The organism is Bacillus sp. PS108 (assembly GCF_037963335.1).
GTDB classification, from domain to species: domain Bacteria; phylum Bacillota; class Bacilli; order Bacillales; family Bacillaceae; genus Bacillus; species Bacillus subtilis.
In genome coordinates this window covers 1,699,071-1,717,899 of sequence record NZ_CP150155.1, presented here as the reverse complement: position 1 = coordinate 1,717,899, position 18,829 = coordinate 1,699,071, and the positions used below count along the sequence as shown (strand labels likewise).

The 18,829-nt window shown below is 42.7% G+C and carries 17 protein-coding genes; all 17 read right to left on the bottom strand.

Annotated elements, in window-relative coordinates:
• Window positions 1-9: 9 nt before the first annotated feature.
• On the bottom strand, window positions 10-612 hold the full coding sequence (dpaB, locus tag NSQ16_RS08970; protein WP_003231884.1) for a dipicolinate synthase subunit B: 603 nt from the start codon (window positions 610-612) through the stop codon (window positions 10-12).
• 2 nt (window positions 613-614) lie between these two features.
• Window positions 615-1,508 carry a dipicolinic acid synthetase subunit A gene (gene dpaA / locus NSQ16_RS08965; RefSeq protein WP_015715893.1) on the bottom strand — a complete coding sequence of 298 codons (894 nt, stop codon included), beginning with the start codon at window positions 1,506-1,508 and terminating at the stop codon, window positions 615-617.
• 185 nt (window positions 1,509-1,693) lie between these two features.
• Window positions 1,694-1,951, bottom strand: coding sequence for a YlmC/YmxH family sporulation protein (locus NSQ16_RS08960; RefSeq protein ID WP_003231890.1), 258 nt, complete (start codon window positions 1,949-1,951; stop codon window positions 1,694-1,696).
• A gap of 77 nt (window positions 1,952-2,028) precedes the next feature.
• Window positions 2,029-3,258 carry a pitrilysin family protein gene (locus tag NSQ16_RS08955; RefSeq protein WP_003245717.1) on the bottom strand — a complete coding sequence of 410 codons (1,230 nt, stop codon included), beginning with the start codon at window positions 3,256-3,258 and terminating at the stop codon, window positions 2,029-2,031.
• Window positions 3,259-3,297: 39 nt separating this feature from the next.
• Entirely contained in the window at window positions 3,298-4,257 is a 960-nt protein-coding gene (locus NSQ16_RS08950; RefSeq protein ID WP_014479804.1) for a polysaccharide deacetylase family protein, read from the bottom strand.
• A 116-nt stretch (window positions 4,258-4,373) separates the two neighbouring features.
• Window positions 4,374-6,491, bottom strand: coding sequence for a polyribonucleotide nucleotidyltransferase (pnp, locus tag NSQ16_RS08945; protein ID WP_003231897.1), 2,118 nt, complete (start codon window positions 6,489-6,491; stop codon window positions 4,374-4,376).
• 172 nt (window positions 6,492-6,663) lie between these two features.
• On the bottom strand, window positions 6,664-6,933 hold the full coding sequence (gene rpsO / locus NSQ16_RS08940) for a 30S ribosomal protein S15 (RefSeq protein WP_003220957.1): 270 nt from the start codon (window positions 6,931-6,933) through the stop codon (window positions 6,664-6,666).
• 156 nt (window positions 6,934-7,089) lie between these two features.
• The gene (ribF, locus tag NSQ16_RS08935) at window positions 7,090-8,040 is read right to left on the bottom strand and encodes a bifunctional riboflavin kinase/FAD synthetase (RefSeq protein WP_014479803.1); all 951 of its coding nucleotides are present in this window, start codon (window positions 8,038-8,040) and stop codon (window positions 7,090-7,092) included.
• 18 nt (window positions 8,041-8,058) lie between these two features.
• The gene (gene truB / locus NSQ16_RS08930; protein WP_015252083.1) at window positions 8,059-8,988 is read right to left on the bottom strand and encodes a tRNA pseudouridine(55) synthase TruB; all 930 of its coding nucleotides are present in this window, start codon (window positions 8,986-8,988) and stop codon (window positions 8,059-8,061) included.
• An 81-nt stretch (window positions 8,989-9,069) separates the two neighbouring features.
• Window positions 9,070-9,423, bottom strand: coding sequence for a 30S ribosome-binding factor RbfA (gene rbfA, locus NSQ16_RS08925; protein WP_009967251.1), 354 nt, complete (start codon window positions 9,421-9,423; stop codon window positions 9,070-9,072).
• Window positions 9,424-9,439: 16 nt separating this feature from the next.
• A complete protein-coding gene (locus NSQ16_RS08920; protein WP_003231905.1) occupies window positions 9,440-9,718 on the bottom strand; it encodes a DUF503 domain-containing protein in 279 nt (92 codons plus the stop codon).
• Window positions 9,715-11,865 carry a translation initiation factor IF-2 gene (gene infB / locus NSQ16_RS08915; RefSeq protein ID WP_064911515.1) on the bottom strand — a complete coding sequence of 717 codons (2,151 nt, stop codon included), beginning with the start codon at window positions 11,863-11,865 and terminating at the stop codon, window positions 9,715-9,717. The genes NSQ16_RS08920 and infB overlap by 4 nt, the downstream gene beginning before the upstream one ends.
• 19 nt (window positions 11,866-11,884) lie before the next feature.
• Window positions 11,885-12,187 (bottom strand): YlxQ family RNA-binding protein, encoded by a 303-nt coding sequence (locus NSQ16_RS08910; protein ID WP_003220946.1) that lies wholly within the window; start codon window positions 12,185-12,187, stop codon window positions 11,885-11,887.
• 1 nt (window position 12,188) lies between these two features.
• Window positions 12,189-12,464, bottom strand: coding sequence for a glucose-induced regulator RulR (gene rulR, locus NSQ16_RS08905; protein ID WP_064911516.1), 276 nt, complete (start codon window positions 12,462-12,464; stop codon window positions 12,189-12,191).
• A 13-nt stretch (window positions 12,465-12,477) separates the two neighbouring features.
• Entirely contained in the window at window positions 12,478-13,593 is a 1,116-nt protein-coding gene (gene nusA, locus NSQ16_RS08900) for a transcription termination factor NusA (RefSeq protein ID WP_003231912.1), read from the bottom strand.
• Between the two features lie 34 nt (window positions 13,594-13,627).
• Complete coding sequence (rimP, locus tag NSQ16_RS08895; RefSeq protein WP_003231915.1) at window positions 13,628-14,098, bottom strand: ribosome maturation factor RimP; 471 nt, start codon at window positions 14,096-14,098, stop codon at window positions 13,628-13,630.
• 329 nt (window positions 14,099-14,427) lie between these two features.
• Entirely contained in the window at window positions 14,428-18,741 is a 4,314-nt protein-coding gene (locus NSQ16_RS08890) for a PolC-type DNA polymerase III (protein WP_163189412.1), read from the bottom strand.
• Between the last annotated feature and the right edge of the window lie 88 nt (window positions 18,742-18,829).

Here is an 18,829-nt window from a genome sequence, read left to right as displayed (position 1 = left end):
TCTGTAAATTTAGTCATTTCCCTGATAATTCTCAACTAGAATCGGCTGAAGCTGCTGGTGCATGAGTGCCTTTTCAATCGTTTGCGGTAGCAGATCCATTTTGGCTACCATTGAATTCGGTTTTTTAAAGGGATCGTCTTGCCCGAATGGAATAAAAAAGATATTTTTTGTTGACATGAGCCTCATTAAATTTGTTCCGTTTAAACCAAGAGCATCATTTGTCGAGATACCCAGAACGACAGGCCGATTGTTTCGGATTGTCGCTTTTGCCGCCATCAGCACCGGGCTGTCCGTCATGGCATTTGCCAGCTTGCTCATTGAATTGCCTGTTAAAGGCGCAATGACCATGCAGTCAAGGGGCAGCTTCGGTCCAAGAGGTTCTGCCTTTACAATCGAATCAATGGCCTCATATCCAGTCAGGTCTTCAATTTTTTTAACCCATTCTGCGCCCTCTCCAAATCGGGTATTTGTGGATTTTACATTAAATGTGACAACCGGACGGACTTCAGCTCCTTCATTGACCAACGCCTCAATTTGCGGGAAAACCGCTTCATATGTGCAATGCGACCCGGTCAGCCCAAACCCGATTCTTTTTCCTTTTAATGACGACATCCTTATTTCCCCTCCTCAGCTTGTATTTCAGCCAAAAGCTTGCTCAAGACGTTTGCAAGGATTTGCCCAGCTGTTTTAGGAGCGACAATCCCTGGAAGCCCGGGAGCAAGAAGTGCTTTAATCCCTTGTTTCTCGGCATATTTAAAATCCGTTCCCCCGGGACGTGAGGCCAGATCCAATATTAAGGTTTTTGGTGTCATGCTAGAAAGTACCGTTTGATTTAAAATCATACTCGGTATGGTATTAATGCAAATATCTATATCTTTTACATGCTCTTTCAGCTCATCGGTATGAAAAGGAACGAGCCCCATTTCAGTGATACGTGCCAGATGCGCTGAACTTCTTGCCCCCACTTTTACATTCGCCCCGAGCGCGGCAAATGTACGGGCAATCGTCATCCCGGTGCGACCCAGACCGAGAACGGCCACCTGTGATCCGTGTATCGTATAATCCGTGTGCTGAATAGCCAGCATGATCGTTCCTTCTACTGTCGGAATAGAGTTGTATATCGCAATGTCATCCCGCTCAAACAGTTTAACAAGTTTTCTTTTTGCCTGAGCTGCAATGTTTTCTAAATAGGCGTTAGAAATTCCTGAGAAAATGACACAATGTGCAGGCGTTCTGTCGATATGGTCCTGTTTTAACACAACTTCTTCATTAGAAAATACAGTCGATACGACACCTTCTCCTGTTGTCGCGGATACTGGAAGAATGATGCTGTCTATTTGCTGAAAAGGAATTTCATCAATATTGCATTTTACTGCCCCGGTAAAACCGTGATCCAATTGGTCAAAACCGACAAGATAGATGTCAGCCTGCTGTTCAGTGAGCTTTCTTATAATTTCGAGCTGTCTTGCGTCACCGCCGATAACTGCAATTTTCAATCCGGTTAACATTCTAAACGTTCACCTTCTTTGTATATACTGGATCTCTAGTTGTTAAGCTCCCCTTCATCTTATGATCAAAAGAAAATACTGGTGAATATAAAAGATGCGCTTTTTCCATATAAAAAAACATCGGCTCCGGCAGCCGATGTTTCAGATGTTTTCTTTAGAGCCCGCTTCACAGTCAATTGGGCTATTTACTCTTGTCGAGGAGGCATTTCCTCAGGTACATCTAATATAATCATATCTGAACCGATCTTTTGAATATGGTGCCATGGGACACGAATGTCATGACCTTGCTTTCTCAAACCAAACCACTTAACTGTGGGAATGAGGAGTGCTGTAATCTGTCCATCCTGTTCATTGATTTCCAAATCGGTCTGACCGAGCACTCCGAGCCGTTCGGCTCTTTTGATGTCTACAATTTCCTTTCCTGATAATTCACTGAGCCGCATGTCTGTCACCCCCTTGTACTATGTATGATGAAAGGGATTAAAAAATGCCTGCTCCATTATGGAGCAGGCTTTCCTTTTTAAGACGGCATATTGCCGGAAGGGCTGATAAGTGCTAATGCATAGTCTTCGGTAAACAATTGTCTGGCAAGGCCGTTAACACGCTCTAAGTTCACGGCGTTTAATTCATTGATGATTTCATCTAATGTTTTATGTTTGCCGAGCAGCAGTTCATTTTTTCCGTTTCGGCTCATTTTGCTGTTTGTGCTTTCTAAGCTCAGCATTAAGCTTCCCTTCATTTGCTCTTTGCTGTTTTCCAGTTCTTTTGAGGTAATGCCGTCACGTTTTAATGTGGCAAGGGTTTCTTGAATTGTTTCCGACAGCTGCTGAAGCTGATTTGCACCCGTTCCACCGTAAATAGTGAGCATTCCGCTGTCCTCATATGAACTGTGATAGCTGTAAACAGAATAAGCAAGTCCTTTATCTTCACGCACATCTTGGAACAGCCGGCTGCTCATGCTGCCTCCGAGCACATTGTTGAGGACGATTAAATCATAAATACGTTCATGGCCAACCTCTAAGCCTTTAAATCCAAGGCACAAATGAGCCTGCTCTGTTTCTTTTTTTCTCGTCAGTTTTTCCGTGTGGAACTCAGGCTTCTCAAGGCCTGTCGCTTTGCCTTTCGCCTCGTATGACCCGAACCATTTTTCTACATCTTTGATAAAACTGTCAGATATATTGCCCGCTACCGAAATCACCACTCGGTCCGGCGTATAATAATCATGCATGTATTGTCTGAGAGAGTCACCGTTAAAGGAAGCAAGCGTTTCTTCCGTGCCTAGAATTGGGTAGCCTAAAGAATGATTGCCGTAAGTGGCTTTGCTCAATAAATCATGTACAATGTCGTCCGGCGCATCTTCATACATTTTAATTTCTTCATATACTACATTTTTTTCTTTTTTCAGCTCGTTTTCATCAAACGTTGAATGAAAGAACATATCTGCTAATACGTCCAGCGCGTAATTCGCATGCTCGTCAAGCACCTTTGCATAGTAGCAGGTATATTCCTTTGAAGTAAACGCATTGACCTGGCCGCCAATACGATCAAAAGATTCTGCTATCTCGCGTGCAGATTTTGTGCTCGTCCCTTTAAAGAACATGTGCTCTAAAAAGTGAGAAATTCCGTTTATCTCCGGCGTTTCATGTCTCGAACCTGTGCCGATCCATACGCCGATCGCAACAGAACGGACTGTCGGGTTATTTTCCAGCACAATTCTTACACCATTTTGACACGTATATCGTTTAATCAAATTTGTTCCTCCTATTCAAAGACAAGCTGCCTTCATCTGTTACTTCAATAGTCTTGTTTCATCCATTAGTTCAGTGACTGTTCCAAGCGCATATCCTTTGTCTTTTATCTGTGTAATCAGCGCTTCAAGACTTTCCGCCGTAGGGTCAGTCGGATGCATTAAAATCATGGCACCATTATGTATCTTGCTTAACACTCTCGTCTGAAGTACAGACGGAGCCGGCTTTTGCCAATCGATTGTATCAACTGTCCACATGACTGTTCCCATCTGTTTCTCTGCTGCAATGTCGATAACCGCTTTTCTGAAACTTCCGCTTGGCGGAGCGAACCACTTTGGCTTAACACCGATCGTTTGTTCTATTTGTTCATTAGTCTTGTCGAGCTGCTCGGAAATTCTTCCTGTAGTCAGTTTGCTCATATCCGGATGATTGTATGAATGATTTCCGATTTCATGTCCGTCTTTTGCAATCTTCTTAGCGAGCTTTTCATTGTTTCTCACCCAATTGCCTTCTAAAAAGAACGTAGCTTTAACCTGGTGCTTTTGCAGAATAGGGAGCATTTTTTCCAAATACTCATTTCCCCATGCCACATTGATTAAAAAAGCCACCATCGGTTTGTCAGGATTTCCTTTATAAATAGGCTCAGGCTGAAGTGACTCAAGATGAACACTTGGTTTTACTTGACTGTACACCAAATCTTTTTCCCGAAACTCACCATGCTTTTTCATTTTTTTATATGATTGTTCAATATTGACCTTTAATCCATTGTAGCCTGGAATGCTTTTCCATACTTTATCAATTCTTGCATTCTGGGGCTTAACTTCGTACTCCGGCGCTTTTTGAAGCAATTCTTCATATAATTGGTCTTTTGACGCCGTGACAGTCACCGTATCTTTTTTCATTGCCCCTATATAATCAAGTGCATGCGGATTTTCCATCATCTCAAATGAGACAAAAAAAAGAAATAAAAAAACGGCAAACGGTACAAATTTTTTGTACATGTTCTGTCCCCCCTCACCTCAAATTATGAAGGAGAAGGACAAGGTAGAACCCGCCTGCTTTTGAAAAGCTTCAAAATAAAGAAGCCGGGTCTCCCAGGCTCCTTTTATGTTTTCATTTAAGATTGTTGTTCTTCTTTTTCTTTCTCTTCACGGAGCACCGCTTTGCGGGATAAATTCACTCGTCCTTGTTTATCAATTTCAGTGACTTTGACAAGAATCTCGTCTCCGATTTTTACAACATCTTCAACTTTCCCTACGCGTTCAAGCGCAAGCTCTGAAATGTGCACCAAACCGTCTTTTCCGCTGAAAATTTCAACGAAAGCCCCGAATTTTTCAATCCGTTTCACTTTACCTAGGTAAAGTTGGCCGACTTCAACCTCTCTAACAAGGTCTTCGATGATTTTTTTCGCTTTTTGGTTGCCGCTTTCATCTGTAGAGGAAATAAAGATTGTGCCGTCCTGCTCAATATCAATTTTAACACCGGTTTCTTCGATGATCTTATTGATTTGTTTTCCGCTTGGTCCGATGACATCGCGGATTTTATCAGGATTAATGGTCATTGTTAAGATCTTAGGCGCATATCGAGAAAGCTCTTTTCTTGATTCGCTTAATGTTGCAAGCATGCTGTTGAGGATTTCCATTCTGCCCTTTTTCGCCTGCTGAAGCGCTTCTTCAAGAATCTCTCTGGAAAGGCCTTCAATTTTAATGTCCATTTGCAGGGCCGTTACGCCTTTTTCAGTTCCCGCTACTTTAAAGTCCATATCTCCGAGCGCGTCTTCCATGCCTTGGATGTCAGTCAAGACAGTGTAATGTTCGCCTGATTTGACAAGACCCATCGCAATACCAGCAACTGGCGCTTTAATCGGTACACCAGCATCCATCATTGCAAGTGTGCTTGCGCAAATGCTTGCTTGAGATGTAGAACCGTTTGATTCAAGCACTTCTGAAACAAGACGGACAGTATAAGGGAAGTCTTTTTCAGACGGAATAACTGGCTCAAGCGCACGCTCACCCAGTGCTCCGTGTCCGATTTCACGACGTCCCGGTCCGCGCATCGGTCCTGTTTCCCCAACGCTGAATTGCGGGAAATTGTAATGATGCATAAACCGTTTTGACTCTTCGACACCTAAGCCGTCAAGGATTTGCACATCTCCCAGAGCACCTAGCGTACATACGCTGAGGGCTTGAGTTTGTCCTCTTGTAAATAGACCTGAACCGTGCGTTCTTGGCAAGAGGCCAACCTCTGAAGAGAGCGGGCGGATTTGATCGACACCGCGGCCGTCCGGTCTTACTTTCTCTTCAGTAATCAGGCGGCGAACTTCATTTTTCACCAGCTTGGATAAAATCTGCTTCACTTGCTTGATTGTATCTTCATCATGTTCTTCATCCTCGAATTTTGCCACAACTGCGTTCTTCACTTCGTTAATGGCATCTTCACGGGCATGCTTTTCATGAACTTGGATGGCTTTCAGCAGATCCTCTTCTGCCAAAGCTTTTACTTTTTCATTAAGCTCTTCATCAATTTCAAAGAGCTTAATTTCAGATTTCTCTTTGCCGACTGCTGCAACAATTTCTTCTTGGAATGCAATCAGGCGTTTAATCTCTTCATGGCCGAACATAATGGCCTCAAGCATGATTTCCTCAGGAACTTCGTCCGCTCCCGCTTCTACCATGTTAATCGCATCTTTCGTGCCGGCAACGACAAGATTGATGTCGCTTTTTTCAAGCTGATCGACTGTCGGGTTAATGATAAATTGATCATCAATGCGTCCGACAGTAACCCCTGCAATCGGTCCTTCAAACGGAATATCCGATACAGAAAGTGCAAGAGATGAACCGAACATGGCAGCCATTTCTGAAGAGCAGTTTTGGTCAACACTCATGACAATGCTGATGACTTGAACTTCATTACGGAATCCATCGGCAAACAAAGGACGGATCGGACGGTCAATTAAACGGCTGGCAAGAACCGCTTTTTCACTTGGACGTCCTTCTCTTTTAATAAATCCGCCCGGAATTTTCCCTACCGCATATAATCTTTCTTCATAGTTTACAGTAAGAGGGAAGAAATCAAGCGGTTTAGGTTCTTTTGAAGCGGTTGCTGTACTAAGTACTGCTGTATCACCGTAGCGGATCATCACAGCACCATTTGCCTGTTTGGCAAGCTGGCCGGTTTCAACAGTAAGCGTTCTTCCGGCCCAATCTATGGTAAAGACATGTTTTTCTTGTCCCATACAATTACGAACTCCTCTCTTCGTTGTGTGAAATAATCAATTACTCCTATTATGAACGAAATGAATTGAACATATCAATGTCAAAGTAGTATGTAAAAGGATTTCAATGATTTGTTATAAGAAATTTCGCTTTAATACGATAAAAAAGCGGGAATCCTCCCGCTTTTTACGATTATCGACGTAAGCCTAGTTTGTTAATTAACTCACGGTAACGAGTTACGTCTTTATTACGCAGATACGTAAGAAGATTACGACGCTTACCTACCATTTTAAGAAGACCGCGACGTGAGTGGTGGTCTTTCTTGTGAGTACGTAAATGCTCGTTCAAGTTGTTAATTGAGTCAGTTAGGATAGCGATCTGAACTTCTGGAGATCCAGTATCAGATTCGTGTGTTTTGAACTCATTGATGAGTTGGTTTTTACGCTCTTGAGTAATTGCCATCCTGTTTCACCTCCAAATCATATTTAGCCCCAGTTACCTAGCAACCGTCGGTGACTTCGGATTGCCAAGCAATGGTTTTAAGACTACGAAAACTATCATACTAAAAATCGTGCCTATATGCAAATATTTTAGAATAAAATTTGCGTGCGTTGCAAGTTATTTCCGCAAATTGCTGAAATAACGGATGGCTTCCTGCTTATCTTTCTCAATTTGCTCTGTTAATTCTTTGATGCCATTGAATTTCCGCTCGCTCCGAATCCGTTTGTACCATTCGATTTTTATAGCGGCTCCATATACCTCTTGATCGAAATCAAACAGATTGACCTCGATGGAAGGCTGCTCAGGGCGCTTTTCATAAAACGTTGGCTTATAGCCAATATTGCAAACGCCATTGTAAACTTCGCCGTTCACTTCCGCTTTTACGGCATATACACCTGTGGGCGGGACGATATAGCTGTTATTTAAACCGACATTCGCTGTCGGAAACCCGATGGTCCGCCCTCTTTTATCACCATGAATGACAATTCCTTTAATAAAATAAGGTTGTCCAAGCAAGACATTCGCCAATTCAACATCTCCGTTTTGAAGCGCGGTACGGATATACGAAGAACTGATTTTTTTATCCTGCTCCGTTAATTTTTCTACCATTGTGCACCCAGCTTTTCCGTCTAAATCATCCGGCATGGTCTTCATTGTTCCCTTGCCGTATTTGCCGTACGTAAAGTCAAAGCCTGCCACTGCGTGCTGCACATTAAGGCCGATAATATACTGGTCTATAAACTGCTTAGGAGAAAGAGAAGCAAACACTTCATTAAATTTAACGACATACAGAACTTCTGTACCTAATTGTTCAATTTGATTTATTTTGTCTTCAAGAGGCGTAATCAGATCCTTAGGTTCCTTATCTCTGCCCAACACATGAGAAGGATGGGGATGAAAGGTCATCACAGCCAATGTCAGACCTTTTTCTTCGGCTATTTGCTTCGCTGTGCAGATTACCTTTTGATGCCCGAGATGAACGCCGTCAAAATATCCTAACGCCATCACTGATTTTGCCTGCTCCTCTTTTATTAAATGATGAGGATGTGTAATATGTATCGTCTTCACAGAACGGTCACCTTTTTTCTATTGTTCGCTTTTTTGCATCAATACTTTTGCCGGCTTTAACAGCCCTTTTTTTGCAGGATGAGGGAAATAGATCGCCAAACAGGTTCCGGATTCAGTAAAGACGGCGATACGGTCTTCACTTGTCATTTCAGAAAACTGCTCGGGCGTCTCAAGCAAAGCCCCATTTTCTACTTTCTTAGCTAATGTATCACTTATGATCCATTTCGGCAAATGATTGAGCGCACGTTCAATAGGAACTGTATGCTCTTCCACGGTTCCGGATTGGGCCTGTGCTTCGAGCTCATCAAAAGTAAAGCATTCGTCGAGAGAAAAATCTCCGGATGCCGTACGGATTAAATGAGACATATGAGCCGGATATCCGAGCTTTTCTCCGATCATGACCGCCAGCGTCCTTACATAGGTCCCTTTGGAGCAAGTCACTGTAAACCGGAAGCTTGCGGTTTCTCCATGATGTTTAATCTCTGTCGTCAGGGCAATGTCTTCAATGGTTATCATACGTTTCGGACGTTCTACTTCAATCCCTGCTCTTGCGTATTCGTATAATTTTTTGCCGTTTACTTTTACAGCGGAATACATGGGCGGAATTTGTTCTTGTTTCCCCTTTAAACTGTTTAAAACCTTTTCTACATCCGCTTTATCAATGTCGTGATTGACAGGCTTTGTTTCCACCGTTTCTCCGGTTTGATCCTCTGTTGTGGTTGAAAAGCCAAGCGTTATTTCTGCATCATACGTTTTAGATTTTTCAGTTAAGTATTCGACTATTTTTGTCGCTCTTCCTACACAAATCGGAAGCACGCCTGACACTTCCGGATCGAGCGTTCCTGTATGTCCTACTTTTTTTGTTTTTAACAGCTTTCGGATCTTCATGACACAGTCGTGCGATGTCATGCCAACAGGTTTATGTAAAAGGAGAACTCCGTTAACCATTTGCTTTTCACTCCTTCTTTTGAGCTTTTTTCTTTTAAACGAAGAAAGAGGACAGACGATATACGCCTATCCTCTCATTTTTTATTCAGATGGTTTCTCTGAATGTAATTCGTGAATCAGTGTTTCGATCCGATTCCCGTAATCGATTGATTCATCGAACTCAAATTCAATTTCAGGCGTTTTTCGAAGTCTGATGCGGCTGCCGATTTCGGATCGGATAAATCCTTTCGCTTTTGCCAGCCCTTTCAGCGCTTCTTCCCGTTTTTTCTCGTCACCGAGAACCGAGATATACACCTTTGCAATTTGCAAATCACCTGATACACGTACATCCGTTACTGTCAGAAAACCAATTCTCGGGTCTTTCAGCTTGCGGCTGATAATATCACCGAGTTCTTTTTTCATTTGCTCGCCGACACGGTTTGCTCTCATACTCAATTCAATCACCTCTAAGTTAAAACCACTCTGTCCTAGTGATCGTCCGTTCAATTTCAGGAAAAGAATCGATAAACGCTAGGACGCGTTGCAGTTCTTTTTCTGTTTGAACGCGAGAGGAAGAAACAGCGGCGATTCCGAAGCTGGTTCTTTGCCAGGTGTCCTGATAGCCAATCTCCGAAATCGAAACATTGAACTTGTTTTGAACCCTGGTTAAAACCCGCTTCAGAACGGCACGCTTTTCTTTTAGCGATCCTGCATCATAAATGATGCATTCACACTCCGCAAATCCGATCACGTTCTTTCAATTTCTTGCATGACAAACGCTTCAAGGATGTCACCTTCACGAATGTCATTGTATTTCTTAATTGTAATACCACATTCATAGCCTTGTGAAACTTCTTTCACATCGTCTTTAAAGCGTTTCAGAACATCTACTTCGCCTTCAAAGATGACGACGCCGTCACGAATTAAACGGAGGCCGCTGTCGCGCGTAATGGTTCCTTCAGTAACATATCCGCCGGCAATTGTACCGATTTTAGATACTTTGAATGTTTGGCGTACTTCTACTTGACCAATTACTTTTTCTTCATATTCAGGATCAAGCATACCTTTCATGGCAGCTTCAATCTCGTCGATTACTTTGTAAATGATACGGTGAAGTCGAATATCTACATTTTCAGCTTCAGCCGTACTCTTAGCATTTCCGTCCGGTCTCACATTAAACCCGATAACAATTGCATTGGAAGCAGATGCCAAGATAATGTCTGATTCAGTAATCGCACCAACGCCTGTATGGATGATTTTCACTTTAACGCCTTCTACTTCAATTTTTTGAAGTGCAGCCGTTAAAGCTTCAGCAGATCCTTGAACGTCAGCTTTTACGATGAGGTTGATGTCTTTTACATCACCTTGCTTAATTTGCTCGAATAAGTCATCAAGACTGAGCTTCGCTTTATCGCTGCGCTGCTCTTCAAGCTGTTTCGAAGCACGGGCTTCACCGACAGAACGAGCTGTTTTTTCATCCTTAAAGACAAGGAATTGGTCTCCCGCTTGAGGGACATCATTCAAACCGGTAATTTCAACAGGAGTTGACGGGCCGGCAGTTTTCACACGGCGGCCAATGTCGTTGACCATTGCACGGACACGGCCAAATGTATTGCCGACTACGATCGGATCACCGACATGCAATGTTCCAGTCTGTACGAGCAATGTCGCGACTGACCCTCTGCCTTTATCGAGTTCAGCTTCAATAACCGTTCCTTTTGCCTGACGGTTCGGATTCGCTTTCAGTTCCTCTACCTCACTGACAAGCAAAATCATTTCAACGAGTTCATCAATGCCTTTTCCAGTTAAAGCGGAAAGCGGCACAAAAATGGTTTCTCCGCCCCAAGCTTCAGGGACAAGTCCGTATTCCGTCAGTTCTTGCATCACACGGTCAGGGTTTGCGGATTCTTTATCTATTTTATTCACAGCAACGATGATTGGAACCTCTGCTGCTTTTGCATGGTTAATCGCTTCAACTGTTTGCGGCATGACACCGTCATCGGCAGCTACGACGAGAATCGTAATATCAGTTACTTCTGCACCGCGTGCACGCATTGTTGTAAATGCGGCGTGGCCCGGTGTATCCAAAAACGTGATTTTCTTGCCGTTCTCTTCAATTTGATAAGCGCCGATATGCTGAGTGATTCCGCCTGCTTCTCCTTCAACAACCTTTGTTTTACGGATGCTGTCAAGAAGCGTTGTTTTCCCATGGTCAACGTGGCCCATGATTGTCACGACAGGAGGACGAATTTCAAGATCCTCTTCATTATCAGGCTCTTCGTATTTTTCCAGCTCTGTTTCTTCAAGCACAATGACCTCTTCTGTTTCAACACCATATTCTGATGCAATGAGTTCGATTGTGTCTTTATCAAGCTCTTGGTTAATGGTTGCCATTACGCCAAGAAGCATCAGCTTTTTAATGATTTCTGAAGGCTCTTTGCCAAGCTCTTCAGCAAGTGCGCCAACTGTTAAAGTGCCAGAGAATGTAATTTTCTCAGGAAGCTCTTTTTTCGGCTTTACAGGCTTTTGCTGATGTTGGTTTTTATTATTGTTGTTGTTGCGTTTATTTTTTTTGTTGTTGTTATTCTTCTTGTTTTTGTTAAATTGATTATTCTGCACGTCATTCTTCTTTCCGTCTCGAATTTTATTTGGTTGATTTCCAGCTGATTGCTGATTAACCCCTTGTGGCTGTTTGTTTTTGTTCGTTTCTGCTGGCTGTTGAGATTTAGCGGCTGCGCCGCCTTTTTTATATTTGGCATCAAGCTTTTTAATGGCCTTTTCTTCAAGCATGGCCATGTGATTATTCACTTCTAAATCCATGTTCTTCAGTGCGGTCAAAATTTCCTTACTTGAAACATTTAACGCTTTTGCATATTCGTATACTCTCATTTTAGCCATTCGTTCACCCCCAAAAATATTAATCGAGCAAGCTGATCAGCTTATTCGCAAAACCTTGGTCAGTGACGGCGACAACGACACGGGCTTCTTTACCGATAGAGCGTCCAAGAACCGCGCGACTCTCGACTTTTTTATAAGGGACTTTATAATAATTGCACTTGTCAGTTACTTTTTTTGCTGTGTTAGATGATGCATCCTCTGTAAGCAGGACAAGCTTTGCACGCGCATTCCTGATTTCTTTTATTACCAAGTCTTCGCCTGACACGACCTTACGAGCTCGATTGGCCAGACCCAGCAAGGGAAACCATTCCATTCCAGACATTTTATTTTTTCACCTTTTCCGCCAGTTCCAGCAATTCATCGAAAATCTGGTCATCGATTTGTGATTGAAATTGATTTTGCAAAATGTTTTTCTTTTTTGCTGCTAAGATGCACTCTTTATCCAGCGTTAAATAAGCACCCCGCCCATTCTTTTTTCCGGTCGGGTCTACTGAGATTTCGCCTTCTTTCGACCGTACAACTCGGATCAGTTCCTTTTTAGGCTTCATTTCACCAGTCACTACACATTTGCGTAATGGGATCTTTTTGTGTTTATTCACCTAAAGTCACCTCTTATTCATCCGATTCAGCAGTTTCAGGCTCCGTAAAGAGCGGCTCATCATCTTCTTCAAGTTCTCTCGGATAGATTCCAAGTTCTCTTGCGTCCGTTTCGCTCTTAATATCAATCTTCCAGCCTGTCAGTTTAGCAGCTAAGCGTGCGTTTTGTCCTCTTTTGCCAATTGCCAGAGACAGCTGGTAATCAGGAACAATAACAGTTGTCGCTTTTTCTTCTTCATTAACAATGACATCCAGCACTTTGGAAGGGCTGAGCGCATTCGCGACAAATTCTACAGGATCACTGGACCAGTTGACAATGTCAATTTTTTCACCTTTTAATTCATTGACGATTGCTTGCACACGCTGGCCTTTAGGCCCTACGCATGAACCGACAGGATCCACGTCAGGATCATCTGTGCGAACAGAAATTTTTGAACGGTCGCCGGCTTCTCTGGCAACAGATTTTAGCTCGACAGTTCCATCATAAATTTCAGGCACTTCAATTTCAAACAAACGCTTTAACAGGCCTGGATGTGTTCTTGACACATAAATCTGCGGACCCTTCGTTGTTTTTTCTACTTTTGTGATATATACCTTAATGCGGTCATGGGGCTTGTAGCTTTCATTCGGCATTTGCTCATTAACCGGCAGCAAGGCTTCTATTTTGCCTAAAGACACGTAGATAAATTTATTGTCCAGACGCTGGACGATCCCTGTCATGATGTCTTCTTCACGGTCGATAAATTCAGAATAAATCACACCGCGCTCAGCTTCGCGCACACGCTGTGTGACGACCTGCTTCGCTGTTTGAGCAGCTATGCGCCCGAAATCCTTAGGTGTAACTTCGATTTCGACGACATCGCCGACCATATATTCCGGATGGATGCCCTGTGCCTCTTCAATTGAGATTTCTAATCTCTGGTCGTATACTTCGTCAACGACATCTTTTCTTGCAAATACACGGATGGAGCCAGTTTCACGGTTTAGATCCACCCGTACATTTTGCGCTTGATTAAAATTCCGCTTATAAGCAGAAATTAACGCAGCTTCGATTGCTTCGATGATAATTTCTTTACTGATGCCTTTTTCTTTTTCAAGAATCGTGAGAGCATCTAATAATTCACTGCTCATTTAACGGTCTCCCCCCTTAAAACATTTGTATTCATTAGAATGTAACAGCTAATCTTGCATTAGCTATCTTTTCATACGGAATATTGATCCGTTTCTTTCTTGTTTTGATCGTGATCTCAACTGTCACTGTTTGTCCATCAAATTCAGCCAGTTCACCTTCAAACACTTTTACGCCGTCAATAGGCTCATACGTCTTAATGTATACGTTTTTTCCTAGTGATTTTTCGAAATCGGCTTTTTTCTTTAGCGGACGCTCAGCTCCTGGAGATGAGACTTCAAGAAAGTAATTTTGGCTGATTGGGTCTGCCTCATCAAGCTTTTCGCTTAAAGCTTCGCTTACTTTGGCACATTCCTCAATATCCACACCGTCATCGGAATCAATAAACACGCGAAGGAACCAGCTTTGGCCCTCTTTGACAAATTCAATGTCAACGAGTTCCAGCTGAAGGCTGTCTACGATTGGCTGAGCCATTTCTTGAACGGTGTCAGTCACTTTTTTGCTCATGTTCTTCCTCCTTGTGCTGTCGATCTCATATTCGTCTCGTCACTCTGCATAAAAACCCTGCTTCAAAAGAGCAGGGGCTAAAAAGTAAACGATGAACATGTCGAGACAAAATTCTCCTGTTCAATACAAAAGAGCGGGTTTCCCCACTCTTTGCCTCGGTAATCGTTAGCATTTCCAATAAAACTATACCATAACCATATTTTTATTGCAAATGGATATACGCTTACCTTCATACCTAAGCAAGTGACAGAAACTCTAATATTACGATGGCACTTTTTGCGCTTATGTATGCATAGAAGCAGAATTTCTGAGAAATTCTGCTTTCCATATTAGAACAGTGACAATTGGTTTTGATCAGGCAGTGACTCCAGACAGCCATGGCGATCTAAGTACTCTAAAATCGTTTTTGATACTTTCCCTCTCTTTTGCAAATCTTCTTTTGAGAGGAATTCGCCTTCTTCGCGAGCTTTTACAATGTTCAAAGCAGCGTTCGTCCCTAACCCTGGAATAGAGTTAAACGGCGGAATAAGACTGTTGCCGTCAATAATAAACTCTGTGGCGCTGGAGCGATATAAATCGACTTTTTGGAATGAATAGCCTCTCTCACACATCTCAAGCGCTAATTCTAAAACAGTCAGAAGGTTCTTTTCCTTCGGTGAAGCATCAAGTCCTTTAGCGTTTATATCCTCCATTACCGCTCTGATTGCTGTAGAGCCCTTGATCATTGTATCGATATCAAAGTCATCTGCACGAACGGTAAAATAAGCCGCATAATACAAAAGAGCATGATGCACTTTAAAGTAAGCAATGCGGACTGCCATTAAGACATATGCCGCGGCGTGGGCTTTCGGGAACATGTATTTAATCTTTTTACAGGAATCAATATACCAGTCTGGGACATTGTTATTTTTCATTTCTTCTTCCCATTCAGGCGTTAATCCTTTTCCTTTACGCACGAATTCCATGATTTTAAAGGCAAGGGACGGCTCAAGGCCTTGATAGATTAAATAAACCATAATGTCATCACGGCAGCCGATAACCTCACTCAGCTCACAAATATTATTGTGGATGAGCTCCTGTGCATTGCCAAGCCATACATCAGTTCCGTGAGACAAGCCTGAAATCTGAACGAGCTCAGAAAAAGTGGTCGGCTTTGTATCTTCAAGCATCTGCCGGACAAATCGGGTTCCGAATTCAGGAATTCCAAGAGTGCCCGTTTTACAGCCAATCTGTTCTTCAGTCACACCGAGTGATTCGGTTCCCTGGAAGATCTTCATCACTTCAGGATCATCCGTCGGAATTGTTTTCGGATCTATTCCACTTAAGTCTTGAAGCATCCGAATAACAGTCGGGTCATCGTGTCCGAGAATATCAAGTTTTAACAGGTTGTCATGGATGGAGTGGAAATCAAAATGAGTCGTTTTCCACTCTGAACCTGTGGCATCTGCCGGGAACTGGATCGGTGAAAAATCATAAATATCCATATAATCCGGAACTACGATAATACCGCCAGGGTGCTGTCCAGTTGTACGTTTTACACCTGTGCATCCCTGTACGAGCCGATCTATTTCGGCACCGCGCATATGAAGATTGTTGTCTCCGGCATAGCCTTTTACATAACCGTAGGCTGTTTTTTCTGCCACCGTGCCTATTGTTCCCGCACGATATACATTGTCTTCTCCGAACAATACTTTTGTGTAATTGTGTGCTTGCGGCTGATATTCCCCTGAGAAGTTCAAATCGATATCAGGTACTTTGTCCCCTTTAAATCCTAAGAACGTTTCAAATGGAATATCATGGCCGTCTTTTTTCAAAGGCGTTCCGCAATGAGGACATGTCTTGTCAGGCAGGTCAAAACCAGAACCGACAGAACCGTCATTAAAGAACTCAGAATGCTGACACTCAGGACAAACATAGTGCGGCGGCAGCGGGTTTACCTCAGTAATCTCAGTAAGTGTCGCAACTAATGAAGATCCTACGGAACCACGGGAACCAACGAGATACCCGTCATCTAGTGAACGTTTTACAAGTTTGTGAGAGATCAAGTAAATAACAGCAAATCCGTGGCCAATAATACTCTTTAACTCTTTTTCAATCCGCGCTTCGACAATTTCAGGCAGCTCTTCCCCGTAAATGCTTCTTGCACGCTGATAGCTCATTTCTCTGATCTCTTCATCAGCGCCTTCGATTTTCGGCGTATATAAATCATCTTTAATCGGCTTGATGTCATCAACTAAAGAAGCAACCTTTTGGGTATTGGTGACTACGATCTCCTTCGCTTTTTCTTCACCTAAGAAAGAAAAAGCTTCAAGCATTTCGTCTGTCGTTCTAAAATGCACTTTCGGCAGTTCATGCCTATTCAGCGGATTTGCCCCGCCTTGTGAGGATATTAAAATCTTTCTGTAGATTTTATCCTCATCATTCAAATAATGAACATTTCCCGTAGCAACAACCGGTTTATTAAGCTTTTCCCCCAGCTTCGTGATATTCGCAATAATTTCTTTCAGCGCTTTTTCATCACGGACCAGTTCAAGCTCCAGCAAGTGACGATACACTTCAGGCGGCTGAACCTCAAGGTAATCATAGAATGACGCAATATCTTCCACCTCTTCAGGCGATTTTTGCATCATTCCCTCAAAAACCTCTCCCCTGTCACAGGCAGAACCGATCAGAAGCCCTTCCCTGTATTTCTCAAGCTGAGATCTCGGAATACGCGGCACTCTGTAAAAATAATGAATATGAGAAAGTGACACAAGCTTAAATAAATTTTTAAGTCCCGTGCTGTTCACGGCAAGTAATGTTGCATGATACGGTCTTGATCTTTGATAAGCATTGGACTGACCCATATTTTCATTCAACTCATCATGGTACTGAATGCCTTTTTCAGCTGCGTCTTTCAGCATTTTCAGAAGCAAATAAGCGGTTGCCTCAGTATCATAGATCGCACGGTGATGCTGTGTGAGTTCGATATCAAACTTTTTACAAAGTGTGTTCAACCGGTGGTTCTTAAATTCCGGATAGAGAAAACGTCCTAGTTCTAGCGTGTCAATGACTGGGTTTTTAGCTTTATCGACTTCAAGAAGCTTTTTATAGGCTACATTTAAGAATCCCATATCAAAGCTTGCATTATGAGCGACAAGGATATCATCGCCAATCCATTCTCTGAAATCTCTTATTACATCTACGACATCCGGAGCGTCTTGTAGCATATCATCAGTGATCCCTGTCAGCTCTATGATTGTGGCGGAAAGCGGACGATGCGGGTTCGCAAACGCCTCAAATTTATCAATAATTTCTCCGCCTTTTACTTTTACTGCAGCCAGCTCAATAATGGTATCGTATACAGCAGACAATCCTGTCGTCTCAACGTCAAAAACAACATATGTTTCTTCTTCGAGCAGACGATGTGCGGCATTATAAGCAATTGGCACGCCATCATCCACGAGATTCGCTTCCATCCCGTAAATCATTTTAATTCCATGCTTTTTGGCCGCAGAATACGCATCAGGGAAGGATTGAACGACAGCATGGTCAGTCAAAGCGATGGCCTCATGCCCCCATTTTTTCGCCTGTTCGACAAGCTTTCCGATACCCGTAACAGCATCCATTTGGCTCATTGGGGAATGAAGATGCAATTCCACTCTTTTTTCTCCTTCAGGTGCTGAATCTTCACGGGTTTTTGCTTTTATTTCGTTTACGTCATTTGCGATCATGACAAGGTCTCTGACAAATGTATCATTTTGAATGCTTCCGCGTGCTTTTACCCACATTCCTTTTTTCAGAGACTTCATCAGTGCCGCATCTTCTTTTTCACGTGCAAACATTTTGATCAAAATACTATTTGTATAGTCTGTAATTTTGAAGATACACAGCGTGCGCCCGCTCTTCAGCTCGCGCGTCTCCACATCAAACACATAACCTTGGACCGTAATTCTCCGTTCTTCGTCCATGATGCTGTCAAGTGTTCGGATTTCCTCGTTATCTTTAATTTGATAACCGATAACAAGAGGACCAGATGGTGCTTGGTCTTCATCACTTTCTTTATCTTTCTTCTCCATTTCAATCAAGGCCTGCATAGCCCGCTCTTGGTCTTCCGCAAGCTTTTGCTCCCGAAACTTTTGAACTTCCTGCTCGGATACAAATATTTCAGCATCAAGCTGAAGATCCGGAAAGCCAAATTGACGGTAGCCTGCTTGAATCATAGAACTGTATTTGTTTTTTAGCGCAGCCGCTTCTGTATCCGTTTTGGTTTTGACAATCAGTTTATTGCCCTTCAGCTTCGGTTTTTGCTGGTTTAAAAGACTGACAATCGGCGGCGAAATGCCCTGCAGTTCTTCAATGCAGCGTGACCAGTAGTCTTGTACGATACTTTCACTGACCTCGGCATCCTGAACTTCAATTGAAGATGTCACTTTTGCTATGTGGGCAAACGATTGCGTCAGCCTCGTTGTTAATGTGTCATATATTTGAAAAGGCAGCAAAGATTTAAATTGAAAATGAAAATGCCAAGACTTAGAAGCTTTGTGAATTGTCAGCTTTTTAATCTCGCCATGTTCAAAGTATGTCATGAAGGTATCATCTGTCATATTAATCTGCTGCAGAAGAATTTGAAACTGCCTTCTGTTTACTGATAACTGTTCCATTAAGACAGTATCCCTCCCTAAAAACATCATAATAGAAGGTACCTCAGGCAATGAGGTACCTTCTATTATTTCTATTTTAACATGTTTT

Bases quoted from the DNA above. Each gene is read 5' to 3' on its own strand.
- rpsO (WP_003220957.1), bottom strand. From the start codon at position 6,933: ATGGCAATTACTCAAGAGCGTAAAAACCAACTCATCAATGAGTTCAAA.
- NSQ16_RS08890 (WP_163189412.1), bottom strand. From the start codon at position 18,741: ATGGAACAGTTATCAGTAAACAGAAGGCAGTTTCAAATTCTTCTGCAG.
- NSQ16_RS08910 (WP_003220946.1), bottom strand. From the start codon at position 12,187: ATGTCTGGAATGGAATGGTTTCCCTTGCTGGGTCTGGCCAATCGAGCT.
- truB (WP_015252083.1), bottom strand. From the start codon at position 8,988: ATGGTTAACGGAGTTCTCCTTTTACATAAACCTGTTGGCATGACATCG.
- NSQ16_RS08960 (WP_003231890.1), bottom strand. From the start codon at position 1,951: ATGCGGCTCAGTGAATTATCAGGAAAGGAAATTGTAGACATCAAAAGA.
- nusA (WP_003231912.1), bottom strand. From the start codon at position 13,593: ATGAGCAGTGAATTATTAGATGCTCTCACGATTCTTGAAAAAGAAAAA.
- pnp (WP_003231897.1), bottom strand. From the start codon at position 6,491: ATGGGACAAGAAAAACATGTCTTTACCATAGATTGGGCCGGAAGAACG.
- NSQ16_RS08950 (WP_014479804.1), bottom strand. From the start codon at position 4,257: ATGTACAAAAAATTTGTACCGTTTGCCGTTTTTTTATTTCTTTTTTTT.
- infB (WP_064911515.1), bottom strand. From the start codon at position 11,865: ATGGCTAAAATGAGAGTATACGAATATGCAAAAGCGTTAAATGTTTCA.
- dpaA (WP_015715893.1), bottom strand. From the start codon at position 1,508: ATGTTAACCGGATTGAAAATTGCAGTTATCGGCGGTGACGCAAGACAG.
- rimP (WP_003231915.1), bottom strand. From the start codon at position 14,098: ATGAGCAAAAAAGTGACTGACACCGTTCAAGAAATGGCTCAGCCAATC.
- dpaB (WP_003231884.1), bottom strand. From the start codon at position 612: ATGTCGTCATTAAAAGGAAAAAGAATCGGGTTTGGGCTGACCGGGTCG.